This is a genomic window from Rhodoferax sp. (assembly GCF_025354435.1).
GTDB lineage: Bacteria > Pseudomonadota > Gammaproteobacteria > Burkholderiales > Burkholderiaceae_C > Rhodoferax_B.
The window spans coordinates 55,909-82,578 of the sequence record NZ_JANXMU010000081.1; the positions used below are offsets into that span (position 1 = coordinate 55,909).

30 protein-coding genes, 2 tRNA genes and 2 riboswitches are annotated in these 26,670 nt (G+C 63.1%); of the genes, 10 read left to right on the forward strand and 22 right to left on the reverse strand.

Annotated elements, in window-relative coordinates:
* Positions 1-9 precede the first annotated feature (9 nt).
* Positions 10-783 carry an anti-sigma factor gene (locus Q0T48_RS20390; RefSeq protein WP_295960408.1) on the forward strand — a complete coding sequence of 258 codons (774 nt, stop codon included), beginning with the start codon at positions 10-12 and terminating at the stop codon, positions 781-783.
* A 93-nt stretch (positions 784-876) separates the two neighbouring features.
* On the opposite strand, the gene Q0T48_RS20395 is transcribed toward Q0T48_RS20390, so the two are convergent.
* Together Q0T48_RS20395 and Q0T48_RS20400 are read right to left on the reverse strand one after the other, a co-directional pair.
* Positions 877-1,077 carry a YbdD/YjiX family protein gene (locus Q0T48_RS20395; protein ID WP_295960411.1) on the reverse strand — a complete coding sequence of 67 codons (201 nt, stop codon included), beginning with the start codon at positions 1,075-1,077 and terminating at the stop codon, positions 877-879.
* Positions 1,070-3,172, reverse strand: coding sequence for a carbon starvation CstA family protein (locus Q0T48_RS20400; protein WP_295960413.1), 2,103 nt, complete (start codon positions 3,170-3,172; stop codon positions 1,070-1,072). The genes Q0T48_RS20395 and Q0T48_RS20400 overlap by 8 nt, the downstream gene beginning before the upstream one ends.
* Before the next feature lie 156 nt (positions 3,173-3,328).
* Here Q0T48_RS20400 and Q0T48_RS20405 point away from each other — a divergent pair, with 156 nt between their 5' ends.
* Positions 3,329-4,684 carry a cache domain-containing protein gene (locus Q0T48_RS20405; protein ID WP_295960416.1) on the forward strand — a complete coding sequence of 452 codons (1,356 nt, stop codon included), beginning with the start codon at positions 3,329-3,331 and terminating at the stop codon, positions 4,682-4,684.
* Positions 4,681-5,316 (forward strand): response regulator transcription factor, encoded by a 636-nt coding sequence (locus Q0T48_RS20410; protein ID WP_295960419.1) that lies wholly within the window; start codon positions 4,681-4,683, stop codon positions 5,314-5,316. The genes Q0T48_RS20405 and Q0T48_RS20410 overlap by 4 nt, the downstream gene beginning before the upstream one ends.
* A gap of 78 nt (positions 5,317-5,394) precedes the next feature.
* Here the strand turns inward: Q0T48_RS20410 and Q0T48_RS20415 are convergent, their stop codons facing one another.
* Both Q0T48_RS20415 and Q0T48_RS20420 read right to left on the reverse strand, forming a co-directional pair.
* Complete coding sequence (locus tag Q0T48_RS20415; RefSeq protein WP_295960422.1) at positions 5,395-5,955, reverse strand: glutathione peroxidase; 561 nt, start codon at positions 5,953-5,955, stop codon at positions 5,395-5,397.
* Positions 5,956-5,980: 25 nt separating this feature from the next.
* Complete coding sequence (locus tag Q0T48_RS20420; RefSeq protein WP_295960425.1) at positions 5,981-6,937, reverse strand: LysR family transcriptional regulator; 957 nt, start codon at positions 6,935-6,937, stop codon at positions 5,981-5,983.
* Positions 6,938-7,120: 183 nt separating this feature from the next.
* Here Q0T48_RS20420 and Q0T48_RS20425 point away from each other — a divergent pair, with 183 nt between their 5' ends.
* Genes Q0T48_RS20425 through Q0T48_RS20435 form a run of 3 tightly spaced genes read left to right on the forward strand, consistent with a single transcriptional unit; the run spans position 7,121 to position 8,815 of the window.
* Positions 7,121-7,492: a hypothetical protein gene (locus Q0T48_RS20425; protein ID WP_295960428.1), complete on the forward strand. Its 372-nt coding sequence runs from the start codon at positions 7,121-7,123 to the stop codon at positions 7,490-7,492.
* Between the two features lie 19 nt (positions 7,493-7,511).
* A complete protein-coding gene (locus Q0T48_RS20430; RefSeq protein ID WP_295960431.1) occupies positions 7,512-8,018 on the forward strand; it encodes a sigma-70 family RNA polymerase sigma factor in 507 nt (168 codons plus the stop codon).
* The gene (locus Q0T48_RS20435) at positions 8,015-8,815 is read left to right on the forward strand and encodes an anti-sigma factor (protein WP_295960433.1); all 801 of its coding nucleotides are present in this window, start codon (positions 8,015-8,017) and stop codon (positions 8,813-8,815) included. The genes Q0T48_RS20430 and Q0T48_RS20435 overlap by 4 nt, the downstream gene beginning before the upstream one ends.
* A gap of 179 nt (positions 8,816-8,994) precedes the next feature.
* Here Q0T48_RS20435 and Q0T48_RS20440 read toward each other — a convergent pair whose 3' ends face one another.
* Together Q0T48_RS20440 and Q0T48_RS20445 are read right to left on the reverse strand one after the other, a co-directional pair.
* Positions 8,995-9,906 carry a hypothetical protein gene (locus Q0T48_RS20440; RefSeq protein ID WP_295960436.1) on the reverse strand — a complete coding sequence of 304 codons (912 nt, stop codon included), beginning with the start codon at positions 9,904-9,906 and terminating at the stop codon, positions 8,995-8,997.
* 168 nt (positions 9,907-10,074) lie between these two features.
* Positions 10,075-10,689 carry a flavin reductase family protein gene (locus Q0T48_RS20445; RefSeq protein ID WP_295960525.1) on the reverse strand — a complete coding sequence of 205 codons (615 nt, stop codon included), beginning with the start codon at positions 10,687-10,689 and terminating at the stop codon, positions 10,075-10,077.
* 289 nt (positions 10,690-10,978) lie between these two features.
* Here Q0T48_RS20445 and Q0T48_RS20450 point away from each other — a divergent pair, with 289 nt between their 5' ends.
* Complete coding sequence (locus tag Q0T48_RS20450; RefSeq protein WP_295960439.1) at positions 10,979-11,545, forward strand: PEP-CTERM sorting domain-containing protein; 567 nt, start codon at positions 10,979-10,981, stop codon at positions 11,543-11,545.
* A gap of 113 nt (positions 11,546-11,658) precedes the next feature.
* Here Q0T48_RS20450 and Q0T48_RS20455 read toward each other — a convergent pair whose 3' ends face one another.
* The 7 genes from Q0T48_RS20455 to thiO all read right to left on the reverse strand — a co-directional run bounded on the left by Q0T48_RS20455 (position 11,659) and on the right by thiO (position 15,220).
* A complete protein-coding gene (locus Q0T48_RS20455) occupies positions 11,659-11,931 on the reverse strand; it encodes a hypothetical protein (RefSeq protein WP_295960442.1) in 273 nt (90 codons plus the stop codon).
* 98 nt (positions 11,932-12,029) lie between these two features.
* Positions 12,030-12,105: transfer RNA gene (locus Q0T48_RS20460), tRNA-Asn, on the reverse strand.
* A 64-nt stretch (positions 12,106-12,169) separates the two neighbouring features.
* Positions 12,170-12,245, reverse strand: a tRNA-Asn gene (locus Q0T48_RS20465).
* A gap of 31 nt (positions 12,246-12,276) precedes the next feature.
* Positions 12,277-13,107 carry a thiamine phosphate synthase gene (thiE, locus tag Q0T48_RS20470; RefSeq protein WP_295960528.1) on the reverse strand — a complete coding sequence of 277 codons (831 nt, stop codon included), beginning with the start codon at positions 13,105-13,107 and terminating at the stop codon, positions 12,277-12,279.
* Positions 13,108-13,145: 38 nt separating this feature from the next.
* The gene (locus Q0T48_RS20475; RefSeq protein ID WP_295960444.1) at positions 13,146-13,946 is read right to left on the reverse strand and encodes a thiazole synthase; all 801 of its coding nucleotides are present in this window, start codon (positions 13,944-13,946) and stop codon (positions 13,146-13,148) included.
* 3 nt (positions 13,947-13,949) lie between these two features.
* Positions 13,950-14,147 (reverse strand): sulfur carrier protein ThiS, encoded by a 198-nt coding sequence (gene thiS, locus Q0T48_RS20480; protein WP_295960448.1) that lies wholly within the window; start codon positions 14,145-14,147, stop codon positions 13,950-13,952.
* Complete coding sequence (gene thiO / locus Q0T48_RS20485; RefSeq protein ID WP_295960451.1) at positions 14,144-15,220, reverse strand: glycine oxidase ThiO; 1,077 nt, start codon at positions 15,218-15,220, stop codon at positions 14,144-14,146. The genes thiS and thiO overlap by 4 nt, the downstream gene beginning before the upstream one ends.
* A 38-nt stretch (positions 15,221-15,258) precedes the next feature.
* Positions 15,259-15,357, reverse strand: a riboswitch (TPP riboswitch).
* A gap of 41 nt (positions 15,358-15,398) precedes the next feature.
* On the opposite strand from thiO, the gene thiD reads away from it, so the two are divergent.
* Positions 15,399-16,241: a bifunctional hydroxymethylpyrimidine kinase/phosphomethylpyrimidine kinase gene (gene thiD, locus Q0T48_RS20490; RefSeq protein ID WP_295960454.1), complete on the forward strand. Its 843-nt coding sequence runs from the start codon at positions 15,399-15,401 to the stop codon at positions 16,239-16,241.
* A 52-nt stretch (positions 16,242-16,293) separates the two neighbouring features.
* Here the strand turns inward: thiD and Q0T48_RS20495 are convergent, their stop codons facing one another.
* Positions 16,294-17,583 carry a cytosine permease gene (locus Q0T48_RS20495; RefSeq protein ID WP_295960457.1) on the reverse strand — a complete coding sequence of 430 codons (1,290 nt, stop codon included), beginning with the start codon at positions 17,581-17,583 and terminating at the stop codon, positions 16,294-16,296.
* Between the two features lie 76 nt (positions 17,584-17,659).
* Positions 17,660-17,761, reverse strand: a riboswitch (TPP riboswitch).
* Positions 17,762-17,974: 213 nt separating this feature from the next.
* On the opposite strand from Q0T48_RS20495, the gene Q0T48_RS20500 reads away from it, so the two are divergent.
* Together Q0T48_RS20500 and Q0T48_RS20505 are read left to right on the forward strand one after the other, a co-directional pair.
* Complete coding sequence (locus Q0T48_RS20500; protein WP_295960460.1) at positions 17,975-18,502, forward strand: ABC transporter ATP-binding protein; 528 nt, start codon at positions 17,975-17,977, stop codon at positions 18,500-18,502.
* Positions 18,503-18,637: 135 nt separating this feature from the next.
* Positions 18,638-19,222 (forward strand): hypothetical protein, encoded by a 585-nt coding sequence (locus Q0T48_RS20505; protein WP_295960462.1) that lies wholly within the window; start codon positions 18,638-18,640, stop codon positions 19,220-19,222.
* Here Q0T48_RS20505 and Q0T48_RS20510 read toward each other — a convergent pair.
* From Q0T48_RS20510 to Q0T48_RS20545, 8 genes are read right to left on the reverse strand one after another with little or no spacing between them, the layout of a single operon-like run.
* Positions 19,219-20,250 (reverse strand): NAD(P)/FAD-dependent oxidoreductase, encoded by a 1,032-nt coding sequence (locus Q0T48_RS20510; RefSeq protein ID WP_295960466.1) that lies wholly within the window; start codon positions 20,248-20,250, stop codon positions 19,219-19,221. The genes Q0T48_RS20505 and Q0T48_RS20510 overlap by 4 nt on opposite strands.
* Before the next feature lie 13 nt (positions 20,251-20,263).
* Positions 20,264-20,593: a ferredoxin FdxA gene (gene fdxA / locus Q0T48_RS20515; RefSeq protein WP_295960468.1), complete on the reverse strand. Its 330-nt coding sequence runs from the start codon at positions 20,591-20,593 to the stop codon at positions 20,264-20,266.
* A 49-nt stretch (positions 20,594-20,642) separates the two neighbouring features.
* The gene (locus Q0T48_RS20520; RefSeq protein ID WP_295960471.1) at positions 20,643-21,956 is read right to left on the reverse strand and encodes a GTP-binding protein; all 1,314 of its coding nucleotides are present in this window, start codon (positions 21,954-21,956) and stop codon (positions 20,643-20,645) included.
* Positions 21,956-22,900 carry a sulfate adenylyltransferase subunit CysD gene (cysD, locus tag Q0T48_RS20525; RefSeq protein WP_295960474.1) on the reverse strand — a complete coding sequence of 315 codons (945 nt, stop codon included), beginning with the start codon at positions 22,898-22,900 and terminating at the stop codon, positions 21,956-21,958. The genes Q0T48_RS20520 and cysD overlap by 1 nt, the downstream gene beginning before the upstream one ends.
* A gap of 25 nt (positions 22,901-22,925) precedes the next feature.
* Positions 22,926-23,549, reverse strand: coding sequence for a phosphoadenosine phosphosulfate reductase family protein (locus tag Q0T48_RS20530; RefSeq protein WP_295960476.1), 624 nt, complete (start codon positions 23,547-23,549; stop codon positions 22,926-22,928).
* 14 nt (positions 23,550-23,563) lie between these two features.
* A complete protein-coding gene (locus tag Q0T48_RS20535) occupies positions 23,564-23,992 on the reverse strand; it encodes a DUF934 domain-containing protein (protein ID WP_295960479.1) in 429 nt (142 codons plus the stop codon).
* Between the two features lie 13 nt (positions 23,993-24,005).
* Entirely contained in the window at positions 24,006-25,784 is a 1,779-nt protein-coding gene (locus tag Q0T48_RS20540) for a nitrite/sulfite reductase (RefSeq protein ID WP_295960482.1), read from the reverse strand.
* Between the two features lie 35 nt (positions 25,785-25,819).
* On the reverse strand, positions 25,820-26,611 hold the full coding sequence (locus Q0T48_RS20545) for a sulfite exporter TauE/SafE family protein (RefSeq protein ID WP_295960484.1): 792 nt from the start codon (positions 26,609-26,611) through the stop codon (positions 25,820-25,822).
* Positions 26,612-26,670 lie beyond the last annotated feature (59 nt).

The following is a 26,670-nucleotide window of genomic DNA, read 5'->3' on the forward strand; positions in this document are numbered from 1 at the left end:
AGCAAATAAATGCATTTGCCCCAACACCCTGAACTGTTAGACAAACTGGCCGCCAGCTACGCCCTGGGCACGCTGCGCGGTGGCGCGCGCCGCCGCTTTGAAACCTTGGCCCGCGAACAGGCCCCGGTGCGCGCCGCCGCCCTGATCTGGCAGGCCCGCATCGGCAGTGTGGCCGAACTGCAAACCCAGATATTGCCCGAGCCGGTAGTGTGGACGCGTATCGACAACCTCGTGCAGGCCGATGTGCAGCGCCAGGCCATGCGCGATGCACACGTAGCCCCGCCTGCTGCTGTGGGATGGCTGCGCAGCCTGTTCGTTTGGCGCGGCGCGGCGGCTGCCGGTGTGGCAGCCGCCATCGTCGCCATGGTGGTGGGCGTGGACCAGCGCGCGCAGCTGGGCACCCAGATCGCCAGCCTGCAGACCCAATTGCAGGCTGCACCGCAAATCAAATACGTGGCCGTGCTGGCCGATGGCAAGGCCGATCCTTCGATGCTGGTGACCTTCGATGCCAGTAATAACAAGCTGCTGCTGCAGCGCGTGGGCGGCTACCAGGAAGCCAGCGACAAGTCGCTCCAGCTCTGGGCTTTGCCACCAAAGGGCGGGCCGCGTTCGCTGGGCGTGTTGGGAACCGACAAGCTGCTGCGCCTGACCGCCGGTGAAGGCGATGTCCACGCCATCCCCACCCTGGCCATTACCTTGGAGCCCAAAGGCGGCGTACCTGTTGGGTTTGGGCCGACCGGACCTGTGCTGTTCAAGGGCGCTTTGATCCAGAAGATGCTGTAGCAGGCCTAATTTCAGGCATAAAAAAGGTCTCTTGCGTATATTAAATATACGTGAGGTGCTCCTGTTTTCTTTGTCAAAAACAGGAGCATTGGCTCAGCAGCAGCGCCCCACACGCCCTTTGCCCCCGTACCGGGCCTCCTGCCGCTCGCGGAAGAAAGCCTCGTAGCCCATCACTGGCTGGTCCGGGTGCTGGCTGCGCTGGTGGGCGACGTAGGTGTCGTAGTTGGGCACGCCGACCATCAGGCGGGCGGTTTGGCCCAGGTAGCTGCCCAGGCTGGCGATTTCTTTAAGCATTGGCGCGGCCACTCCGACCGGTCATGCGTACGGGCATCACCACGGGCACGCCGGTCTCGCGGGTGGTGGGCTGGCTGGCGCGGCGGGCGGCCAGGCAGGCGCGGATGCCGTAGAACAGGATGCTCACCACCACCACCATGAAGAAGGCGCACAGCGTGGCATCGATGTAGTCGTTGACGATCACGCGGTGCATGTCCTCCATGGCCTTGGCGGGGGCCAGCAGCTTGTCCTGGTCGAGCGCGTCGCGGTACTTGGCAGCGTGGGCCAGGAAGCCGATTTTTGGATTCGCATCGAACAGCTTTTGCCATCCGGCGGTCATGGTGCAAATCAGCAGCCAGGTGGCGGGCAGCATGCTCACCCAGGCGTAGCGCTCGCGTTTCATCTTGAACAGCACCACGGTACCCAGGATCAGCGCCACGCTGGCCAGCATCTGGTTGGAGATGCCAAACAGCGGCCACAGCGTGTTGATGCCGCCCAACGGATCGACCACGCCCTGGTACAAAAAGTAGCCCCAGGCGGCCACGCACAGGCCGGTGGCCAGGCCGCTGCTGATCCACGAGTCGGTCTTCTTGAGCGAGGGCACGAAGGTGCCCAGCAGGTCTTGCAGCATGAAGCGGCCAGCGCGGGTGCCTGCGTCTACGGCGGTCAGGATGAACAGGGCTTCGAACAAAATGGCAAAGTGGTACCAGAAGCCCATCATGGCCTTGCCGCCCACCATGTGCGAGAAGATTTGCGCCATGCCCACGGCTAGCGTGGGTGCGCCACCGGCACGCGAGATGATGGTGGTTTCGCCCACGTCCTTGGCGGTTTGCAGCAGCATCTCGGGCGTGACCACAAAGCCCCACTGCGAGATGACCTGCGCGGCGCTTTCGGCCGTGGGGCCGAGCACGGCCAGCGGACTGTTCATCGCAAAGTACACACCCGGCTCGATGATGGACGCGGCCACCAGGGCCATGATGGCCACAAACGACTCCATCAGCATTGCACCGTAGCCGATGAAGCGGGCCTGGGCTTCGTTTTCCAGCAGCTTGGGCGTGGTGCCCGAGGCGATGAGTGCGTGAAAGCCCGACACCGCGCCGCAGGCGATGGTGATGAACAAAAACGGAAACAGGCTACCCGCCCACACCGGGCCGCTGCCGTCCACAAAGCGGGTGATGGCGGGCATCTTCAGATCGGGGGCAATCACCACGATGCCGATGGCCAGCGCCAGAATTGCGCCGATTTTCAAAAAGGTGGACAAATAGTCGCGCGGGGCCAACAGCAGCCACACCGGCAGCACCGAGGCGATGAAGCCGTAGGCAATCAGGATCCAGGTGAGTTGCTTGCCGTCAAAGGTGAACATCGGTGCCCATTCGGCACTTTGTGCCACCTGGCCGCCGCCGACGATGGAGGCGATCAGCAGCACAAAGCCGATCACCGACACCTCGCCAATCTTGCCCGGCCGGATGTAGCGGGTGTACACGCCCATGAACAGCGCCAGCGGAATCGTGGCGGCCACGGTGAACGTGCCCCAGGGGCTGTCGGCCAGCGCCTTGACCACGATCAGCGCCAGCACCGCCAAGATGATTACCATGATCATGAAGGTGCCGAACAAGGCGATCACGCCCGGTATCGGCCCGAGCTCGGACTTGATCAGGTCGCCCAGCGAGCGGCCATCGCGCCGGGTGGAGATAAACAGCACCAGAAAGTCCTGCACCGCCCCGGCAAACACCACGCCCGCCAGAATCCACAGCATGCCGGGCAGGTAGCCCATTTGCGCGGCCAGCACCGGGCCGACCAGCGGGCCGGCCCCGGCAATCGCCGCAAAGTGGTGGCCAAACAGCACGTATTTGTTGGTCGGCACGTAGTCCAGCCCGTCGTTGAGCCGCACCGCCGGGGTAGGGCGGTCGGGGTCGAGCTTGAGCACCGTGTCGGCGATGAACAGGCTGTAGTAGCGGTAGGCGATCAGGTAAACCGCAATCGCCGTGGCCACCACCCACAGAGCGTTGACGGTCTCGCCCCGGTGCAGCGCAATGGTGGCTAGCGCCCCCGCGCCGCCCAGGGCCACCAGCGCCCACAGGGCGTGGTTGGCCCAGCTTTTTGTTGGAGTGTGCATGGTCTTGTCTCGTTGTAAAAATCAAAGACTTGAGTATTCTTGCCGCGACATGCTTTGGCATCGGTGCTAGTGCGGAGCGCTGCTCTGTGTGAATACGTAAGCGTTTTCCCTAGAGCAGGGCCGTCTACCATCGGTGCTCAAACCGAAAGGATGGCGATGCGTTTACGGTGGAAAGTGTTGCTGCTGGCCGCCGTGCCGCTGTTGTTGGCGATGGCGGCGGTGGCGTGGACGGTGCGCCAGCAGTCCGACCAGTTGGCGCAGGCCCAGATCGCGGCAGTGCAGCCCATTCTGCTGCAGGCCCGTAAGGACGAACTGGCGCATTTTGTGCGCGTGGGCGTGCGCGCCATCGCCTATCTGGTGGAACAAAAAGGCGATGTAGCAGCGGCCCAAAACGAAGCCCTGGCGCTGCTGCGGCGCATGGACTTTGACGAAGACAGCTACTTCTTTGTTTACGACCAAAACGGCAACAGCCTGATGCACCCGCGCCTGCCGCAGCTGGAGGGCCGCAGCCAGTGGGAGCTGCGCGATGCCACGGGCGGCCTGACCATCCAGCAGCTGGTGGCCCGGGCCCAGGGCGGCGGCGGTTTTGTGGACTACCCCTGGAACCGGCCCTCCACCCACCGCGTCGAGCGCAAGCTGGGCTATGTGGAATTCATCCCCGCCTGGGGCTGGGTGGTGGGCACCGGCCTGTACCTGGACCACCTGCAGGAAACCGAGGCGCTGATCACCAGCTCTACCGCGCAAGCCATCGTGCAAACCCGTAACCAGATACTTTTGATAGCACTGGCCGCATTGCTGCTGGTGGCGGGCGGCGGATTTGCCTTGAATTTGTACGAGCAGCGTGCTGCCGATGCCCGGCTGCGGGCCATGGCCCAGAAGGTGGTGCTGTCGCAAGAGGCCGAGCGCTCCCGCGTCTCGCGCGAGCTGCACGACGGCATCAGCCAGTGGCTGGTGTCGGTGAAATTTGTCTTCGAGTCGGCCTTGGTGCAGGTGCAGCGGGGTGGCGGTGATGCCGTCGCCACGCTGCGCAGCGGGCTGGACCTGATGCAGGGCGTGATGCGCGATGTGCGCCGCATCTCGCACGACCTGCGCCCCACGCTGCTGGACGACGTGGGCCTGGCCGGTGCCGTGGCCCAGATTGCCCGTGAATTTGGCGAGCGCACCGGCATCGCGGTGGATGCGCAGGTGGACACGCTGCCGCAGTTGCCCGATGCCGTGGCCACCGCCGTGTTCCGTGTGCTGCAAGAAGCGCTGGGCAATGTCGAAAAACACGCCCAGGCCCGCCACGTGGCGCTGCACCTGCGGTACGACGCCGCGGGTTTACGCTTGGAATTGCGCGACGATGGCCGCGGCTTTGACGTGCAGGCCAGCCAGCGCCAAGTGCGCGAAGGCCTGGGCCTGACCCACATGCGCGAACGTATTGCCACACTGGGCGGGCAGTTCAGCCTGCAGTCAGAGCCCGGTGCTACCGTATTGACCGCCTATTTGCCCCCGGAAGCCCTGAAACTGTGACACCTACCGCCGCGCGCCCTCCTATCAAGCTGCTGATCGTGGACGACCACCCCATCGTGCTGCACAGCCTGGTCAGCCTGCTCACTACCTACGGCCCGCCCGTGCAGGTGGTAGCGCAGGCCCGCAGCGCCGAAGAAGCCCTGGTGCTGGCCGAGCAAAGCCAGCCAGACATCGTGCTGACGGATTTGCGCATGCAGCCCACCAGCGGCATCAGCCTGATCGAGCGCCTGAGCGCGCGCCAGCCGGGCATCCGCTACGTGGTGTTCACGGCCTCCACGCAAGAAGAGCACATGCTGCAGGCCTTTGATGCCGGTGCGGCGGGTTTTGTGGTCAAGGAGTCGGAGGTGGAGGTAATCGTCAAGGCCATCGAGGCGGTGATGGGTGGCTCTACCCATTACCCCGCGGGCCTGATGCGCGCCCTGGAGCGCCGCCAGCAGCAGCCCAGCCTGACCGCCCGCGAGGCCGAGGTGCTGGCCCTGGTGGCCCAGGGCCTGACCAGCAAGGAGATCGCGCGCTTTCTGGGCATCGACTTTCGCACCGTGGATGCGCACCGCGCCAACATCCGCCAGCGCTTCAATTTAGACAGCAGTGCCGCGCTGCTGCGGTTTGCGATGGAAGCTAGCAAGAATTAAGTTGATTGCTACTAAATTTATAGCTAATGGTGTAGATGGCATATGCGCTATAGGCCAATTTGATGCCTAAGTTAATGCCTAGGGCTTCTGCGCTAGCGCCTTGTCAATCGCCGCCACCAGCTTGGGGCTGTCGGGCCCGGTCATGGAGTTATAGCTGTCCACTACCTGGCCTTTGCGGTCGATCAGGTATTTGTAGAAGTTCCAGCGCGGCTCTTGGCCCGTGGCCTTGACCAGTTCGGCGTAGAACGCATTTTTGCCCGCACCCGACACCACCGATTTGCCTAGCATCGGGAATTTCACACCGTAGGTGTTGAAGCAGAAGTCGGCAATTTCCTTGGAGGTTTTGGCCTCTTGCGCGAAGTCGTTGGACGGAAAGCCCAGCACCACCAGCCCCTTGTCTTTTTGCTTGGCGTACAGCGCTTCCAGCCCCTCGAACTGGCCCGCAAAGCCGCAGTAGCTGGCGGTGTTGACGACCAGCACCACCTTGCCGGTGTACTGGCACAGGTTCTGCGGTGCCTCGTCTTGCAGGCGCGGAAACTGGTGCTGCAGCACGGCCGGACAGGCAGGCGGATTTTGGGCGGCAGCAGGCAGACTGCTGGCGACTAGCGCAAAGCCGAAAGCGTAAAAGGCGGGGTGCATGGCGGGCTCCTAATTTTCTAGAACTCTAGTGCTTTTGCATCAGCGCAGCATTCCCAGGGGTTGTTGCAAATGTTGTGGCGAAGGCGATGAAGGCCTGTAGCGCCGGGGTGATCTGCTTGTGGCGCGGCACGATCAAATGGCATTGGCGCAGGATGGCGGGCAGAGGCGTGGCCAGGCAGCGCAACTGCCCGGCGGCCAATTTATCTTGCACCACCCAGCGCGACAGGCAGGTGATGCCCAGTCCGTGCACGGCAGCCTGCTGCATGGCCTCGGAGCTGCCCAGCTCGATGCTGCGGCGGTAGGCGTGCAGGTGCGGCAGCAGGGCCTGGTCGGTGGTTTCGCGGGTGCCCGAGCCGGGTTCGCGCAGCAGCCACACGGCTTCACGCAGGCCGTCCAGCGAAGCGGTGCCGCCCTGCGCCAGCGGGTGCGTGGGCGCGGCCACCAGCACCAGCGTGTCTTGCAGCCAGGGGGTGACCTGCAGCGTTGCCTCGTGGCAGGCACCTTCGATCAGGCCCACGTCCAGCGCAAATTCGGCCACCGCGCGGGCTATTTGCTCGGTGTTACCGATCTGCACCCTGGACTGCCAGGCGCTGGCCTGCCCCGATGCCTGCCAGGCCGCCCAGCCGCCCAGCAGCGGCGGCAGCACATAGTTGCCGATGGTGGTGCTGGCACCGATGCGCAGCGACTGGGCCTGGCCGCTGCCATCACCGCTGCCATAGCGCGCCATCTGTTCAATGCCTGCCGCCCCGTCCAGCAGGGCCAGCGCGCGCGGCAGCAGGGCGCGGCCGTTGTCGTTAAGCAGCAGGCGCTTGCCCACGCGGTCAAACAACTGCAGTGACAGCAGTCGCTCCAGCTCCGTCACGGCAGAGCTGGTGGCCGACTGCGACAGCGCAATCGCCACGCTGGCCGCCGTGGTGCTGCCGCTGTGGGCCACGGCCACAAAAATCTGCAGTTGGCGCAGGGTCAGTCGCAGTACATCCATAGTGAAGCCTTTGGGTATCGGTTGTATGGATGCATATTACAAAAATAAGTAAGTGGGTGGGTATGTGCTGGATTGGGAATATTTTTGCGGCCGCGGGAATAAACCACAGACACTTTGCGTCTACCCGGATGTAGGCGCTTTTTGCCCTACCTTGCCCGATTTTCTTTCCAAGGAAACCACACCATGTTCACAAAATCCTTTGCCGCAGCCCTGCTACTCGGCTGTGCCACCCTGGCTGCCAGTGCGGCCGATGCCCCCGCCAAAATGGCCGGTGGCGTGCTGGTCGGGCCCAACGGTATGGCGCTGTACACCTTTGACAAAGACATGGCGGGCAACGGCAAAAGCGTTTGCAACGGCCCCTGCGCCACCTTGTGGCCGCCCCTGATGGCCGCGGCAGCCGACCAGCCCACAGACGGCTACACCCTCGTCACCCGTGACGACGGCAGTAAACAATGGGCCTACAAGGGCAAGCCGCTGTACTTTTTCCAGAACGACAAAACCGCCGCCGACCGCATGGGCGATAACTTCAAGGATGTCTGGCACGTGGCGAAGTAGGGATTTCGCAAGCACGCCTATGCCCCAGGACGACCTGCAACTCCTCAGCGCCGTGCCGCGCCTGCGCCGCTACGCGCGGGCTTTGGTGCGCAACCGCGAGGATGCCGACGACCTGGTGCAAGACACCTTGGAGCGCGCTTGGGCCAAATCCAGTCTGTGGCGCGGTGTGGTCGATATGCGCGCCTGGCTGTTCGGCGTCATGCATAACTTGCACGCAGACGGCCAGCGCCGCCCCCGGCTGGCCACCGTAGAGCTGGACGATGCCACTCCCGAAATTCCCGTTGCGGCCAGCCACAGCGAGCGCCTGGACGTGCTGGACCTGCAGGCCGCCCTGGCCTTGCTGTCGCACGAGCAAAAAGAAGTCTTGCTGCTGGTGGCGCTGGAAGACATGGCCTATGCCGACATCGCCAGCACGCTGGGCATCCCTATCGGCACGGTGATGTCGCGCCTGTCGCGTGGCCGCGAGCGCCTGCGTGCCCTGATGGAAGGCCGCGCCGAGCCGGTGCACCTGAAAGTTGTCAAATGAGCCCCGTCCACCCCCCCATCACTGAAGCCGATTTGCACGCCTACGCCGACGGCCAGCTCGCCCCCGAGCGCCAGGCCGACATGCAGATCTACCTGACCCAGCACCCCGACGAGGCCCTGCGCATCAACGCCTACCGCGCCCAAACCCGGAGCCTGCGCGCCCTGTTTGCCCCAGTGCTGGCGGAAACCCTGCCGCCGCGCCTGGTGCAGACGGCGCTGCCCAGGTCACCCTGGTACGGTCAACGCCTGGCCGCGGGCGTAGCGATTGCCGTGGTCAGCGCCGCATCGGCCTGGTTTGTGCGCGGGCATGTTGACCAGACCGTGGCCTTGGCTCCCCTGGGGGCAGAGCCCGCGCTGACCGGCTTTGCGCTGCGGGCTGCCGTGGCCCATGTGGTCTACAGTCCCGAGGTGCGGCACCCGGTAGAAGTAAGCGCCGACCAGGAGCAGCACCTGGTGGCCTGGCTGTCCAAACGCCTGGGGGCCACCGTTACTGTGCCCAGCCTGCAGCCCATCGGCTACGCGCTGCTGGGCGGGCGCTTGCTGCCTGGCGACAGCGGCCCGGTGGCGCAATTTATGTACGCCGATGCCGGCGGCCAACGGCTGACCTTGTACCTCACCCACGAAGTCCCCACGGGGCCAAACCAGCCCGCAACCGCCTTCCAGTTCGGCCAAGACGGTAAGGTCAATGTCTTCTATTGGGTGGATAAAAGCTTTGGCTACGCCTTGTCAGGCAGCATCGCCAAACCCGAGCTGACGCGCGTGGCCCACGAGGTCTATCGGCAGCTGGCACCGGGTTGAGCGCAGTGCAACAAAAAAGCAGGCACGCGGCCTGCTTTTTCATGCTTGCTGGATGTGCCTAGCGCACAAACAAGGCAATCAAAATGATGATGGGAATGGGGATACCGATCAGGTACAAAAGCAGTGAACGCATGCTGTTCTCCAAAAAAGTGAAAAGGAATCAGGGGTAACGCAAGGATTTAAAGGTCGCGCTGGCGGCCGCCATAGGTGGCGACCCAGCTGGCCACAAAGGCACCCATCAGCAGCGCAATGAACAGCCACAAGGCGGCGTAGGCCGACAGCTTGCGGCTTTTTTCCACGGCCTCCAGCGCGGTGGCCTTGGCGGTTTGCAGCTGGGCCTGCATCTGGGCATAGACGGTGTTGACGCGCTTTTCGGCATCCGCCTGCGGCAAGCCCGTGCGCTGTGCTACCAGTTGGCCCACGTAGCGCGCATCGGCTGGGGGCAGGGTGGCAGATTGCAGGTTGCTGGCAAAAATACGGCCTACCTCGACCAACGGGGCTGCCGAGACGGGTTCTGCCTGAGCCACCTCACCATCCTTGCTTTCTTTGCGGAACAAGGTGTCGACAAAATAGCCCATGGAGGTGTCTGCGCTATCGGTTTTGGCCACCAGTTGCGCACCTGCGGTGGCCGCTGTACCCACCACCTGTGCACCTCCGCTGAGGATGGAGCCCACGGCCGAGGCCAGCAGCGTCACCGTTACCAGCGAGGCAATGGCCCAGGCCAGAAATCCATGCGCGGTGTCGCGAAAGTACACCTCGTCGGTGTGGGTGTTCGCCCAGCGGTGCCGCAGCCGCCCGGCCAAGTAGCCGCCAAACGCCGAAGCCGCCAGTTGGGTCACCGTAATCCACACCACGGTGGAGGTGCCAAAGGTGGTGGCGCTGACCCCGTCACGGGCCCAGGGCGATACCGACGACAGGCCCAAGCCCACGCCCAGCATCAGCAAGATCAGCGACAAGGCGGCGGCGGCGGCGGTGCCCGCCAGGATCGCTCCCCAGGACACGGCACTGGCGGGGCTGGCCGTGGGGGGCAGGCCGGGGTCTGCACGGAAGCTGCCGATGTCATCGGCCGTGGCAGGGTAGGGGCGGCTCATACAGGTCTCCAAAAGTTGTGTGGAGTGATGATTGCCGAGCGCCCGCCCGCTGTCAGACAGTTTGGATAAGCTTTGTAGGAAAAATACCGGTGTGCATTGCAGGTGCTGCTTTGCTATGCATTTTGATGGTCGAATGCAGGCGGAATAAGCGCTAGAAGCCTGTTTTTCTTAAACCGGGCGGCGCATCTGGAATAGCTGCTCTGGCCTGATATGGAAGTAATCCGCAGGCCCGCCACCGCGCAGAATGTGCCCGGCGCGGGCCGTGTCGTACACGCCGTCTTTCAGCAGCACGGTATCGATGTGCACCGCCACCACCTCGCCCAGCACCAGCCAGGTCGGCACCTTCTCGCCGTTCGCGCCTTGCAATTGCAGAATTTGCGTGGTGCGGCACTCGAACGCCACCGGGCTCTCCAGCACCCGAGGCACCGCCACCAGTTGTGATGCCACCGGGGTCAGCCCCGCCAGCCCGAATTCGCTCACCTCGGGCGGCACGGCGGCGCAGGTCTGGTTCATGGCCTCAGCCAGCGTGCGCGTCGCCAGGTTCCACACAAATTCGCCGGTGGCTTCGATGTTGCGCACCGTGTCCTTGTAGCCCACGCTGGCAAAGCCAATGATGGGCGGCGTGTAATTAAAGGCGTTGAAAAAGCTGTACGGAGCTAGGTTCAAAGACCCGGCTGCGCTGTGTGAGGCAATCCAGCCGATGGGCCGCGGCCCGACGATGGCGTTGAACGGATCGTGCGGCAGGCCGTGGCCAAGGCGGGGTTCGTAGGAGTGGATGGGCATGGCCAGAAGATACCAGTCCGGTGCAAACCGGCGCTGCCTCAGGTCTTTGGCGAAATGATCGAAGGTTTCGAGAGCGATGCGTTGCACAAACATCCTGGCAAATGGCGTGAAGACCTGAGTCCTCTGCACAGGTGAGTACTAGCACCCCAGCGGACATTGGTAAAGAAGATACAGGGGTTCATCAAGTTGCGCGATTTGCCAAATAAATTACGGTAACAATTTGTACTAAATGTGAAAATTTGTTCATCTACTTACCCTGGTTACTACCGTAGCCTTTTTCTTAAAAAATATGACTATTTCTTCAAAAATTCTCTCGGCCGTTATTCTGGGTGCGGTGTTAGGCCATTTTGGCGCGGCGCAGGCGACTCCGGTGGGTTACGTCACCACGCCCACTACCTACTTTGGCCCCGTCACCAGCCAAATAAACAACGCTCCCTACACCCGATTTGCATCCCAGGATTGGAGCTGGAGGCAGGCCGCCTATGGCGGCTTGTTTACCTCGGCCATCTTGACCATTGGCGCACATGACGTGGACCCTGGTGAAATTGACAACATCTATGCCTACGATGCCAATTCGAAGGGAGGCCAGTGGGTGCAGTTGGGCAAGCTTACTGGCGCAAACGATGCGTTCTCCAATACCAGTTTTACACTTGCGAGCAACTTTTTCGACGATATCGCCACCGGATTGATGCTGCGGATTGATATCGATGCGTTGAGCGCAGGCTGGGGCGTTGGGTTGACGAATTCGGTTCTTAACCTGACCACCCCCAATGCTGTGCCAGAGCCAAGTTCTCTCGCTCTCTTGGGACTGGGCCTTGCCGGGCTGGTGGCTGTGCGCAAGCGCAAGCAGGCCTGATCCCTTGGGTTGATCGCATAGACCTGCTCACAAACCCGCTTCGGCGGGTTTTGTTGTTTTAGTGGGCTATTGGTTGGGCTATTGCCCGACCATGGAGCGTCCGGGTTGGCTCGTCAGGCCTCAGGGCCTGCGCCGTTCACCAGCACTTCTTCAAACTCGGCCAGCTCTTGCGCAATGGCGGCGTATTTCTTGGACTTGGCTTTGTTGTCGGCCCACTGGAGCGTGGCGGCTTCCAGGTCGGCTTTGTAATGGGCGAGGGCGGCTTGCTTGCGCTGCTGGGTGGCGGCCTTATCCAGGCTGGACCACAGGTCGATCAGCTCGCCCAGGCCATTGTCGAAGTCGTCATAAGTCTTAAGGGGAATCCACTGGCCGCTTTGGTCAAACATGTGTGCTTTCGGTAATTGCATTTACTGCGGGAGGTGATTGGACATAAAAAAAGCACTTAACCTAGATGGGTAAGTGCTTTTTTCATACTGGAATTCAGTGGCTCCTCGACCTGGGCTCGAACCAGGGACCTACGGATTAACAGTCCGGCGCTCTACCAACTGAGCTATCGAGGAATACAAATACTTTTAACTGAAATAAAAAGGGCCTACGGGTTGGCGTAAGCCCATTTTGAAATTTTGGCTCCTCGACCTGGGCTCGAACCAGGGACCTACGGATTAACAGTCCGGCGCTCTACCAACTGAGCTATCGAGGAATATTGCAGCCTCAAATTATAGCGTGGGAATTCACCGTTTCTGCGCTGTAGTCAAAAACTTCTGGATGGTAGCGCCCAGTTCGGCGGCTGCTAGCTCGGGATCAGCCGCTGCCGTCAGTGCCCGCACCACGCCAATCGAGCCCACGCCGCTGGCCAGCACCTCGGGTAGCCGTTCGGTATCGATGCCGCCGATGGCGACCAGCGGGTAGCCGCGCAACAGCCGGGCGTAGGCGGCCAGCCGCGCTGTGCCTTGCGGGGCGGTGGCCATGCGTTTGAGCGTGGTAGGGAAAACGGCACCCAGCGCGATGTAGCTGGGGCTGACGCGGTCAGCGCGCTGCATCTCGGCGTAGCCGTGGGTGCTGACGCCCAGGCGCAGGCCTGCGGTGCGGATGGCATCCAGATCTACCGGCTGCAGCACGTCCAGGTCTTCCTGGCCCAGGTGCACGCCGTAGGCCCCGGCCTGGATGGCGGCTTGCCAGTGGTCGTTGATGAAGAGCCGGGCGGACGTGCCCTGCACCGCAGCCACGGCGGCGGCGACTTCTTGGGCGATGGCTTGCGCATCGTCCGATTTGAAGCGCAATTGCACGGTGGGTACACCGGCCCGCACCATGCGGCCCACCCAGGCGGCATCTGGCAGCACGGCGTACAGGCCGAGCTGCTGCGGGCAGCACGGGAAGGCATCTTGGCGCGGCCAGGGGCGCAGGCCGAAATCTTGCGGGGCATCGGGCCAGTCGGTGGTGTTGCCGGTGCGTGCAATCTGCGCCTGCCAGGCCTGGGCGATGCAGGCGGCATCGGCGGGGATGAAGCCGAGTTGCAGGCAGGCGCTGATGCGGAGCGCTTCGTCTGTGGCCGGCAGCGCCATGTCGGCATAGCGCGTGAGGATGTCGTGGGGCATGGTGTTTATTCCTGCGCGTGGTGCCAAAACGGCGTGCCGAGTACCGGGGTGCTGGGCTGGGCGGCTTGCTGCTCCAGCATTGCGCCGCCCAAAAATGCGTTGCGCCCGGCCTGCACGGCATCGGCAAACGCACCGGCCATCCGCACCGGGTCTTGGGCCAGAGCCACCGCCGTGTTCAGCAGCACCGCGTCATAGCCCCATTCCATCACCTGGCAGGCGTGCGAGGGGCGGCCTAGCCCGGCATCGACCAGCAGCGGCACGCTCAAGCGCTCGCGCAGCACCTGCATGGCGTAGGGGTTGATGGGGCCCTTGCCGGTGCCGATGGGCGCGGCCCAGGGCATTACCGCTTGGCAGCCCACATCGACCAGGCGCTGGCACAGCACCAGGTCTTCGGTGCAGTAGGGCAGTACTTTGAAGCCGTCCTGGATCAGGCGGCTGGCGGCTTCCACCAGGTTCAGCGTGTCGGGCTGCAGGGTGTAGTCGTCGCCAATCAGTTCCAGCTTGATCCACGGCGTGTCGAACACCTCGCGGGCCATGTGGGCGGTGGTGATGGCTTCCTGCAGGCCGTGGCAACCGGCGGTGTTGGGCAGCACGGGCACGCCGGTCTGGCGCAGCAGCTCCCAGAAACCATTGGCACCGGAATCGGCTTGGCCCAGGTTCTGGCGGCGCAGCGACGCGGTCAGCATGGCGGGCTGCGCGCGCGCGATGGCGCTGCCCAGGATGCTAGGGGAAGGATAGCGCGAGGTGCCCAGCAGCAGGCGGCTGGCGAAGCTTTCGCCGTAAAGGATAAGGGGATCAGGTGTCATGTTTCAGCCGCCGGTGACGGGGTGGATGATTTCGATGCGGTCAGCATCCTGGAGTGCGGTCTGCGGGTACAGCGCGCGCGGAACAAAGCTTTTATTGACGGCGGCGGCAAAGGGTGGCTGGGCCTGCAGCAGCGCCACCGCGTCGGCCAGCGTGGCGCCCAAGGGCAGGGTGTAGGGGAGGTTGTTGATCAGGACGTTCATACAGTTTCTATAGCAAGATTCCATTGCACGGCAAGCGCTGACTGCCCTTTTTCTACTAATTCCAGCACTGCGTCCAGCATCGCCGGGGCGATCAAGAAACCGTGCCGGTACAGGCCGTTGATTTGCAGCACGCGCGGGGCCTGAGCGCTGAGTTGGCGGATGGCGGGCAGGTTGTTGGGCAGAGTGGGGCGGCACTGGGTGTTGGACTCCAGAATGCGCGCCTCGCCAAAGCCGGGGTGCACGCTGTAGGCGGCACTGAGCAGCTCCAGGCTGGAGCGCACGCTTATGGGCGACATATCGTCGGACTCGATTTCGGTGGCGCCCACCACGAACACGTTGTTTTCTTTGGGTGCGATGTACAGCGGATAGCGCGGGTGCACCAGGCGTACCGGGCGGCGCAGGTCCACCCCTGGCGCGTGCAGGCGCAGCACCTCGCCACGCACCGCGCGCAAGCCGGGCCATTGGCCACGTGCGCCCAGGCCCCGGCAGTCAAACACCCAATCTGCCTGGCAATCTTCAGGTTGCCGTGGGCTGTGCCAGTGCATGTTGACACCGTGCTTTTGCAACTGCAACAGCAGCGCAGCCAGCAGTTGGCGGTTGTCCAACTGGCCTTCATCTGGAAGGTACAGGCCCTGGGCGAAGCGGGTGCCGATGCTGGGCTCCAAATCGGCGATGGCGGTGGCATCCAGGGCCTGCGGGGCAGGCAGGCTGGGCAATGCCTGGCGCGTGGCGGTCAACTGGTGGCCGAAGCGCGTGGCCTCGGCCGCGTCTTGTCGGTGCCACAAGATCAAAGTGCCGTTTTGCTGGAAGAACACGGGTGCGTCGAGTTGTGCGATCAGCTCTGGCCAGCGCAGCAGGCCGTACTGGCCCATTTGCACCACTTGTGTTTCGGTGATGGCCGACTCGGCCAGCGGGGCCAGCATGGCGGCGGCTACGCGTGCGGCTGCGCCCTCGGCCTCTGGCCCACCGGCTTCAAACACCTGCACCGTGTGGCCCGCGCGCACCAAGGCCAGGGCCAGCAAGCGGCCCATCAGGCCTGCGCCGAGGATGGTGGTAGTAAGAGGTGTTGCCAAGGAGTCGTCCGTAGGTAAAACAGGACGAAACGAGGCTGGGTCGTTGATAGAAATCTTCCCACGCCAGTATTACCTGGATCGGGTATGAGGGTTTTTCTCAGTCCAGCTTCATCCGCCAGACACCCCTGTTTCATCCGTGGCGTGAATTACATCACATTCGCTCGCCGATAATTTCCCCATGACCAACCCACCAAGCTATCCGCGCTACCTGCGTCTGCTCTCCATCGCCGGGTCCGACAGTGGCGGCGGCGCGGGCATCCAGGCCGATTTGAAAACCTTCAGCGCCCTGGGCTGCTACGGCATGACCGCCTTGGCCGCGCTGACGGCGCAAAACACCCGGGGTGTCACCGCCATCCATCCCGTGCCCCCCGCGTTTTTGAAAGCCCAGCTGCAGGCCGTGTTGGACGACATCGGTGCCGACGCAGTGAAGATCGGCATGCTGCACTCCCCTGAAATGGTGGAGGTGGTGGCCTGGGCTATCGACCACTACCAGTTGAAAAAAGTGGTGCTCGACCCGGTGATGGTCGCCACCAGCGGCGACCGGCTGATGGCCCAGGAGACGGTGCAGGTGCTGGTAGGCCAGCTGTTTCCCCGCGCCACCGTGGTCACGCCCAACCTGGACGAGGCCAGCTTGCTGCTGGGCCGCAGCGTGGACGACCAAGCTGCCTTGGAGCCCGCCGTGGCCGACTTGTTGGCGCTGGGCGCGCAGGCGGTATTGGTCAAAGGCGGGCATCTGCCGGGTAGCGCGGTGGTCGATGTGCTGGGCCTGGCGAATGGTGTGCGCCAGCGCTGGGAGTCGGTGCGCATCGCCACCCACAACGGGCACGGCACCGGCTGCACGCTGTCGTCGGCGATTGCCGTCTATCTGGCACAAGGCCATGCTTTGCGCGAGGCGGTGGGGCTGGCGCGTGCCTACATCCTGGGGGCTATCACCAGCGGTGCCGATGTGCGCACCGGGCACGGCCAGGGGCCGTTGAACCACGGCTTTGCGCCCTTGCCCATGGGGATTGTCCGCAACTAGAAATTTATGAGAAATAGGCCTCTAGCGTAGTTTCTACCTACGCTAGTAGCTATTATTTTTGTAGTGCGTAGGTAATCCGTAGCGGGCGGCTTAGCCAGGCGGCGATGAACACTACGGCCAGCGTGGGCAGGGCCGCGCCAAACTGTGGTGCGTAGGTGGCCAGCAGGTGGTACAGCGCAATACCCGCCAGCCACAGCCCGGCGGCCATCGGTTCCACCAGGCGCTGCACAGATGCGGTGGCATGGCTGCCCAGACGGCCCAGAATCACACCGAACAGCGGCACAAACACCGAGCTCAGCAACAGCAAAAACGGCTCCAGGCTGTGGACGGGCAGCGCCAGCGCCAACGCCGTGCAGGCCGCGGCCAGCAGCAGGCCCCAGCGCCGGATGCTCAGCTTGGGGTGCAGGCTGTGGGCCGACACCGAACCCGAGTACACGTCGCCATAGGCATTGTCGATTTCGTCGAACAAAATCAGCCCCAGCGCCAGCAAACCGCCTTGGGCGATCAGCAGCGCGGTGACCAGGTCGGTGCCCGGTGCGGCCACCGTCACCACCACCACACCCAGTGCGTAGCACCAGATGTTGGCCAGTGCGTAGCCCAGCCAGGTGCCGCTCATGGCGGATTTGCCATTGCGCCCATGGCGGGCGTAGTCGGCCACCAGGGGCAGCCACGACACCGGCATGGCGATCACCAGGTCCATGGCCGACAGCAAACCCATGCTGCCGTCGCCAGAGCGGTGCCAGAAGGCCAACGCGTCACCGGCCAGCAGCTTCTGGGCGAACTGCCAGCTCAGCCACAGCAGCGACAGCACCACCAGCGGCAGGCCGAAGCGGCCAATAAACTTGCGCACCAGGGTCAGCATGGAGCCCGCCATCAGGGCGGTCAGTACCATGCCCCACAGCAGCGTGGTCAGCAGCACGCCGCGGGTACTGCCCAGGTCCCAGCCCAGGCTGTGCTTGGCGATGGCTGCGGTGCCGTCGCGCATGATGACCAGCTCAAAGGTGGTCCAACCCACCAGTTGCACGATGTTCATCAGCACCGGCAGGCGGGCAAAACCGCTGCCAAAGGTGGCATGCATCAGCCCGGCGCTGGACAGGCCGCTGTCGCAGGCGATGCGCGCCACCCAGGCCAGCAGGCCTGCGCCCAGTACCGACCCCAGTACGATGGCCACCAGTGCCTGTTGCGTGCCCACGGCCGGCACCAGGTAGGCCCCGATCTGCATCACCAGCAGGCCCACGCCCAGGCTGAACCACAGGGCGGCGTGCGATGACCAGCCGAAAACGCGGTCTGCGTCCGGGATCGGTGTCAGTGCATCATTGTGAAAAAACGGTGAATTTGCCATTCATTTGCTCCATGCAAAATAGTGGCAGGGGGCTTGAACCGAACGGGCCAGCGCTGTGCCGAGAAGGCAGCGGTGCCCGTTGAAGAACATGCTTCCCTGCGCGAGGATTACCTCAATCAGGTTCAAAGGGACTTTCTCAGTCGGGGCCATTACAGCCCCAACACCCCTAGCGGAACTCTGCCAGGCTTGGATGCGCTGGCAGAGTGCCGAATTCTAACGCAGTGGCTTACAAATTTATACAAAATAGGGCTGAGGTGTAGGCGTTACCTGTGCGTATAGCTATTAAAACAGTAGCGGTACAATGCTTGTCAGCCAGGTACGTGGTTCGTGCGCTCCAGCGATGGATGTCGGCCTTGCACCTTCCCAGCCACTTTTTTCTTTCAAGACCCCCATGGATGCTTTTTTGATTCCCCGCCGCCTCGCCGCTTGTGCGCTGCTGGGTCTGGCCTGCAGCGCCATGGCCCAGACGGCCACCGCTCCTGACTCGGCACCGGCCGACGCGCCTGCGGTGCCCTACCGCTGGCGGCTGGAGCTCAGCCCGCACACCACCCATTTCAGCTACAACGTAGAGCACCACCCGGTGCACCTGGTGGGCCTGGAACGCGAATCCACCGTGGACAACAGCTTCTACGGTCTGGCGCTGTTCACCAACTCGTTTGGCCAAGACAGCGGCTACGCCTACCTGGGCAAGACCTACTACAACGTGTTTGACAGCCTGCCCAAGGTCTACCTGAAATGGTCGGCGGGCGTACTCTACGGCTACAAGCCACCCTACAACCACAAGGTGCCGCTGAACTACAAAGGCTTCTCGCCCGCCATCGTGCCGGCCGCGGGCTGGCGCTTTGGTTCGGGCTGGAATGCACAGATCGACATGTTGGGCACGGCCGGGCTGACCTACTCGCTGGTCAAAGAGTTTTAAAGATTCCTGGCCTGACCAAGGCCTCCGATAAGCCCGCTTTTTGCGGGCTTTTTTTACGGCTGTGGGTTGGGGAAAAAGCTGGTAAAAACGCGGCGGCGCAGCACAATAGTGGTAATTACACCAAGGTGTGCCGCCATGCCTGTAATCGCTTTTCGCCCCGACGTGCTGCTGTACCCGCGCTGCTGGGTAGCGCTGGTTGTGCTGTGCTGCGATGGCTTGGTGTGGGCCCAGGTGCAGGGCGAGTCGGCTGCGCAACTGGAGCTGGCTACGCTGACCATCCCTTCGATGCAGCGGGCCGATGGGCGCATGGATTCCCGTATGAGTTTGACCGGCTGGTCCGCCCCCACGTCCCAAGCGGGCGTGGGCTTGGGGTTGGGCTGGTCCGTACCTAGCCAGAGCGCGCTGGGGGATGGACGTAACGCTGCACCTGGGCTGGATCTGGGGTTGCACTGGCGGTCTGCCGACCAGGGCCAGGGCCGGGTCCGCATCGGCGTATGGCAGCACGTGAATCCCTGGCAGGACCCTGTAGGTGTTGCCAATCCAGCCATAAATCCCGTTAACTACAACACCCGGCTGGAGATGCAGTTCAGTGCGGCCAGTGCGCGCGGTATCCAGTTTGAATTGGGTGGGGCCTTGGGCCTGCAGCTCAACAATAACGAACGGGTGGTACTGCGCCTCAGCCGGGGCAAGCCAATGGTGTACTACCGCGTCAAGTTTTAAGACGGTGTTGGTACACCCAGCAACTGGTGCAGCCGGGGGGAGGTGGTGGTGTACTGGAACGGAATCTTCTTGCCTGGAAACACCAGCGGTGCCGCCGCGTACGCCGCCAGCGTGGCTTCGTGGAAGCCGCAGACGATGAGTTTTTGCTTACCCGGATAGGTGTTGATGTCCCCCACGGCGAAGATGCCGGGCACGCTGGTTTCAAACCGGGCCGTGTCCACCTGCAACTGCTTGCGTTCCATGGCTAAACCCCAATCAGCCACCGGGCCCAGCTTGGGCGACAGGCCCAGGAAGACGCTCAGCGCATCGACTGGCAGTTGGTGTAGCGCTGCGTCCACATCGCTGACTTCCAGGCTGGCCAAGCGGCCTTCTGCCGCACCAAACCCCGTAATCTGCCCCACCATGAAGCGCATGCGCCCGGCCGCCACCAGCATTTGCATTTCAGCGATATTGGCCATGGGCGCTTGCAGTACATCGCGGCGGTGCAACAGGGTGACGCTTTTGGCATCCAAGTCGGCCAGGGTTAGCGCGCAGTGCAATGCGGCCTCGTCGCCACCGACCACCACCACGTCCTGCCCGGCCACCGTGGCGGGGGCCGCGTGGTAGCGCAGCTGGCCGCCTTCAAAGGCTTCGATGCCGTCCAGCTTCAAGCGTCGGGGTTGGAATGCGCCCACACCGGCGGCGATGATGACCACAGGTGCCAAAAACTGCGTGCCCTGGTCGGTCTGCACCAGAAAACGGCCATCGGCCTGCTTTTCGATGCGGCTGACCTGCTGGCCGAGGTGGAAGGGCGTTTGGAACGGCTGGATTTGCTGCAGCAGCGAATCTGCCAGCGCCCGCCCGGAGGTGGCGGGTGTGCCTGGGATGTCGTAGATGGGTTTGTCGGGGTACAGCTCCATGCATTGGCCGCCCGCATGGGGCAGTGCGTCGATGACATGGGTGGGCACTTCCAGCAAGCCGAGCTGGAACACCTGGAACAGCCCAACCGGGCCCGCGCCGATGACGACGGCCCCGGTTTCCAGAGGCACGGGCAATACCAAATTAACGCTCCAGCAACTGGATTTTGGGCATCACATCTTTCCAGTCGTCGGCATCGGCCAGGGCGGGTTTGCGTTTGGTGATGCTCTTCCAGCCTTCGGCGCGGGCGAGTTCGACGTTGAGCTTGATGAAGGCCAGCTGGTCGGCGGGCATGTCTTCTTCGGCGTAGATGGCGTTGGCCGGGCACTCGGGGATGCAGACGGCGCAGTCGATGCATTCATCGGGGTCGATGACCAGCATGTTCGGGCCTTCGCGGAAGCAGTCCACGGGGCACACGTCCACACAGTCGGTGTACTTGCACTTGATACAGGATTCGGAAACGACGTGGGTCATGGTATTTTCGAGATGCGGGGGATAGACCGTGATTTTAGGGGTGGAATGCTTAGCGCACCAAAACGGCGGCTGAGGTTTTGTGCGTAGCGGTATCGACCAAAACCAAGGCACCCAGGGAACGCGACTGCGTATAGGGCCGGGTGGCGATCGCCTCTTGCAGCGCCAGCTCGACATGGCCGATGGCGTTGGGTGGCAATTCGGTGGCATCTTCCTCGACCAGGGTGTTGATGTCCAGCTTGTGCACGATGCGCTTGACCTTGGCCTTGACCCAGCGGTGGCCGTGCAGCGCCCAGTAGACGCGGCCTGCGACCAGGGGTTCGTCGTCCATCCAGGCGACGGTGGCCGAAATCTCGCGGCTGGCTTCGAACTGGCCGGGGGCCAGCAACCAGTCGCCACGCGACACATCGACCTCGCGGTCCAGCGTGATGCCGGCACTGTTGCCAGCCAGCACGCTCTTGGGGTTGCGGGCATGGTCCAGCACTTGGGCCACGGTAGCGGTTTGGCCACTGGGCAGGATGCGGATTTCTTGGCCCACTTCCACTTTGCCGGTGGCGACGCGGCCCCAGAACACGCGGCGGCCCTGGCTGGTGTCGGCGCTAGAAGAGAATTTTTCCACCCACTGCACCGGAAAGGCGAAGGGCTGCTCCACTTCTGCGGGCGTGCTGGGCAATTGCTCCAGAATCTGTAGCAGGGTCGGGCCGGTGTAATTGCACCAATCGGGTGTATCCGTATGGCCCGCTTCCACCACGTTCCAGCCCTTGAGGGCCGAAATCGGTACGATGGCCTTGACGGGAATCTCGGCAGCGGTGGCAAAGCTGTTCAGCGCGGCGCTGATGTGGGCAAACGCCAGGCAGGAGTCTTCCACCGCGTCCAGCTTGTTGATGGCAAAGACGATGCTGGGCACGCGCAGCAAATGGCACAGCAGCGAGTGGCGGCGGGTTTGCGGCAGCAGTTCCAGGGCAGCGTTTTTCCAGTCCAGCTTGGTGGCATCGACCAGCACCACGGCGGCATCGGCGCTGCTGGCGGCGGTGACCATGTTGCGGGTGTACTGCTCGTGGCCGGGCGCGTCGCCGATGATGAACTTGCGGTCTTCGGTGTTGAAGTAGCGGTAGGCCACGTCGATGGTGATGCCTTGCTCGCGCTCGGCGCTCAGGCCGTCGGTCAGCAGCGCCAAGTCGGTTTCGCCCTGGCGTTGCACACCGGCCAGATGGTCTTGCAGCACGGCCTTGGTGTCCACCAGCAGGCGGCCAATCAGGGTGCTCTTGCCGTCATCGACTGATCCGCAGGTGATAAACTTTAAGGCGGAAAGGGCTGTGGCGCTTGTAGTGCCTGCGGGAGTAGCTATAGAAGTAGTAGCATTCATTAGAAGTATCCGTCTTTCTTGCGCTTCTCCATCGAAGCCTCTGATGTCTTGTCGTCCATGCGGGTCGCGCCGCGTTCGCTCACGTCGGCGGCCAGGGTTTCGATCACGATGTCGGCGGCGGTGGCGGCCAAGCTGTCCACCGGGCAGGTGCAGGTGATGTCGCCCACGGTGCGGAAGCGCACGTCGCGCTGCTCAGAAGTTTCACCGGCCTTGAGCGGGGTGAGTTCGGTCACCGGCACCAGCAGGCCCTTGCGCTCCACCACTTCGCGTTTGTGCGTGTAGTACAGCGACGGCAGGGCGATTTTTTCGCGTTCGATGTACTGCCACACGTCGAGTTCGGTCCAGTTGCTGATGGGGAACACGCGGAAGTGTTCGCCGGGCTGCAGGCGGGTGTTGAACAGGGTCCACAGCTCGGGGCGCTGGGCCTTGGGCTGCCACTGGCCGAAGCTGTCGCGGTGCGAAAAGATGCGTTCTTTGGCACGGGCCTTTTCTTCGTCGCGGCGGGCGCCGCCAATCAGTGCGTCAAAGCGGAATTCTTCGATGGCTTCGAGCAAGGTGACCGACTGGTGCACGTTGCGCGACTCGCCAGGGTGCGCCAGGCGCACGGTGCCGCGCTTCATCGAGTCTTCGACGTTGCGCACGATCAGCTCGGCACCCAGTTCCTGGGCGCGGAAGTCGCGGAAATCGGTAACTTCATGGAAGTTGTGGCCGGTGTCGATCATCAACAGCGGGTAGGGAATGCCGCCGCTGCCGGTGGATACATTCTTCGCACCAAAGGCTTTTTCGGCACATTTCAGCAGCACCAGCGAGTCTTTGCCGCCCGAAAACAGCAGGGTAGGGCGTTCAAACACGGCAGCCACTTCGCGCAGGATGAAGATGGTTTCTTCTTCCAGTGCGTCAAGGTGGGTGTTGCTCAGGTGGTGTGGGGTAACTTGGGTATTCATGTCGGGGGTCAAATTTCAGTGGGTCTCAATGGGCGAGATGCAAGCCGCACTCGCGGTTGTCATCACCCTTGGTGGGGTCCACGTAGTCGAAGTTGTTGGGCAGGCCGTGGGTTTCACAGTATTGGTAGAGCTCTTTGGACGACCAGTGCAGCAGCGGCGCGACCTTGATCAGGCCGTCGGGGTTGATGCTGACCGGGTCCATCTGGGCGCGTACGGCGGTGTCGGTGGCCCGCAGTGCGGTGAACCAGACCTTGGGTGCGGTTTCGCGCAGTGCGCGGGCAAAAGGCTCCAGCTTCACTTCTTCGGTGAAGGCGGCGTGGCGCGGGTCGTCCAGCGCGGGCGTCGGGCCGTCCACGGCCTCGCGGTGCGCCCGCGAGCGGCGCGGCAGATAGATGTGCAAATTGAGCTTGAGCCGCTGGGTGACTTCATCGACAAAGCGGTAGGTGGCCTCGGTGTTCAGGCCGTTGTCCATCCAGACCACCGGCACGTCGGGGCGGGCGTTGGTGACCATGTGCAGGATGACCGCTTCGAACGGGCGGAAGTTAGTGGTGACGATGGAAGGCTGGCCCAAGCCGAGGGCCCATTCCACCAGTCCGGGTGCATTGCGGCCGAGTTCGGCGTTGATGTGTGCGAGGTTGAGGGTGCTCATGGTGTCAGCTCCGATCAGGCCGAGTCTTGCAGCGCAAACTCAGCGGCATAAGCTGCGGAATTTTCGGCTTCGGCGAAGTGCGGTTCGACATGCACCGCGTCGCCCTGGTAGAAGCCTTCAAAGCGGTCGAACTGGCGCTGGGCAGCGCTGGCGTCCACGCCTTCGCGCAGCACGGCAACGGTGAAGCCGCTGCGTTGCATCTGCACCAGTTGGTCGATCAGTACATCACCGGTGGCGCGGATTTCGCCGGTGTAACCCAGGCGGCGGCGCAGCAGGAAAGCCTGGCTGTAGGCGCGGCCATCGGTGAACTTGGGGAAGTGCAGATCGATGCGGGTCACGCCGTCGAGCGACAGTGCACGCGGATCTGCGTCGTTCGCCAGAAAAATTTGGTCTTTTTGGCCTTCAGCGTAGGCAGTGTGTGCGGTAGCAGCTATTATTTTCATAGTATTTGACCTTTTAAGCTTCGGCCGCTGCTCTGGGCGCACGGGCGGTGCTGGTACGGGCGGCATTGGCGGCCAGCTTGAACGGGTCCTGGCCGACGCGTCGCAGGGTGTCGATGAAGGCTTCTCCGCTGGTGCGGTTGGCGCGGTAGGTGTCCAGCACGGCTTCGATGACTTCGGGCACTTCGGCGGCGCTGAACGATGGGCCGACCACCTTACCGATAGCGGCGGGGCCGCTGAGGTTGGAGCCGTCCGAGCCTGCCAGCGTGACCTGATACCACTCTTGGCCGTCTTTGTCCACGCCCAGAATGCCGATGTGGGCGCTGTGGTGGTGGCCGCAGGAGTTGATGCAACCACTCATGTGAACGTCTACTTCACCGATGTCGTGCAGCTCGTCCATGTCCTGGTAGCGCTGGCTGATGGCTTCGGAAATCGGTAGCGAACGGGCGTTGGCCAACGAGCAGAAATCGCCGCCGGGGCAGACGATCATGTCGGTCAGCAAACGGATGTTGGCGCGGGCCAGGCCGGCGGCTTTGGCTTCGGCGTAGAGCGCGGGCAATTCGTCAGCGCGCACCCAAGGTAGCACCAGATTCTGGTCGTGGGTAACGCGGGTTTCACCGGCGCTGTAGCGGTCGGCCAAGTCTGCCGACAGATCAAGCTGGTCGCCGGTGGCATCGCCGGGCGAGTATCCCAGACGCTTGAACGATAGCGTTACAGAGCGCAGCAACGGGTTTTGGTGCGCGGCCACGTTTTGCTTGAGCCAGCGGGTGTAGTCTTTGTCGTCCACTGGGGCGGCGACCGGGTTGGCCAGGGCGGGCAGGGTGCCGACGCGGCTGGCCGGGGGCACAAAGCAGGCGGTCACGCGGTCGAGCTCGGCCTGGGCGATGGTGTGCGGCGCGCCGTCCACGGTCAGGATCTGCTGGTACTCGGCTTCTACCTCGTCGATATAGCGCTGGCCTTCGGCCTTGACCAAAATCTTGATGCGCGCCTTGTAGATGTTGTCGCGGCGGCCCCAGCGGTTGTACACGCGGACCACGGCTTCCAGGTAGTTGAGGATCTGGTCCCAGGGCAAAAAGCTGCGGATCACCGTGCCCAGCACCGGGGTGCGGCCCATGCCGCCGCCCACCATGACACGCAGGCCGACTTCACCGGCTTCGTTCTTCAGTACATGCAGGCCGATATCGTGCCAGGCGGTGGCGGCGCGATCATCGGTAGCACCGACGATGGCGATCTTGAACTTGCGCGGCAAAAAGGCGAACTCGGGGTGCAGCGTGCTCCACTGGCGGATGATTTCGGCCAGCGGGCGCGGGTCGGCGATTTCATCTTCGGCAATACCGGCGCGCTCGTCGCTGGTGGTGTTGCGGATGCAGTTGCCGCTGGTCTGGATGCCGTGCAGATGCACGCTGGCCAGCAGGTCCATCACGTCGACGCTTTTGTCGAGCGGAATCCAGTTGAACTGGACGTTTTGGCGGGTGGTGAAGTGGGCGCAGGCGCTGGGCAGGCTGTGCAGGTCGCTCAGGCCTGGGTTGGCTTTGCTCAGGTCGTGTGCGTCTTTTTTGTCGTAGTCGCGGGCGATGGTGGCCAGCACGCGCAGCTGGGCGCTGGACAGTTCGCCGTAGGGCACGGCCACGCGCAGCATGGGTGCAAAACGCTGTACGTACCAGCCGTTTTGCAGACGCAGGGGGCGAAACTCTTCTTCGGCCAGGGTGCCGCCTTGCCAGCGTTCTAGCTGGTCGCGGAATTGGGCGGCGCGCAGTTTGACGAACTGTTTGTCAAATTCGGTGTATTGGTACATTTTTTATCGATCGTGGGGCAGGGCAAGCTGCGATTTTAAAGTGCGAGTAACTTGGTGCCTGCATAGGCTAATAGCAGGGACAACAGGCCTCGGATCACGCGGTCCGAGGTTTTGAGCATCAGGTGCGAACCCAGCCAGATGCCGGGCAGCGAACCGGCCAACAGCTTGGCCAGCAGTGGCCAATCGACCGAGCCCAGCCCGGCGTGGCCCAGGCCCGCCACCAGGGTCAAGGGCACGGCGTAGGCGATGTCGGCGGCGACGATGCGTTGCAGCGGCAGCAGCGGATAGAGCAACATCAGCACCGTCACGCCAATGGCCCCGGCACCAACTGAAGTCAGCGTGACCAGTGCGCCAATGAAGGCACCAAACAGCAGGGGCAGGCTCCAGTGGCGCGGGCGCTCGGCCTGGGCCATATTGCCTGCGCTGACGCTGCGGGGGGCCGATTTGCCACGGATGCTTTTGTAGAGCGTGGCCGCAGCGGTGAGCAGCAAGGCCACGCCCAGGGTGGTGGTCATGGCTTTTTGCACCTGCGCATCGGCGGGGCCTAGGGTATGCAACACCCACAAAGTGATCAGTGAAGCCGGAATGCTGCCTGCGCACAGCGTGGCGACGATGCGCCAGTTCACCATGCCGGAGCGGGCCATCTTCAGCGTGCCACCGGCTTTGGTAAAGCAGGCAAACAGCAGGTCGGTGCCGATGGCCAAGTAGGGCTTCATGCCGAAGAAGAAAATCAGGATGGGGGTCATCAGCGAGCCGCCGCCCACCCCGGTCAAGCCGACGACAAAGCCGACAAAGAATCCGGCAAAAACAAAAGCAAAATCATGCATAGGGCGCGACTATAAAAGCCTGCACCTTTAATCCAAACTACTTTATTGTTCTACCAATA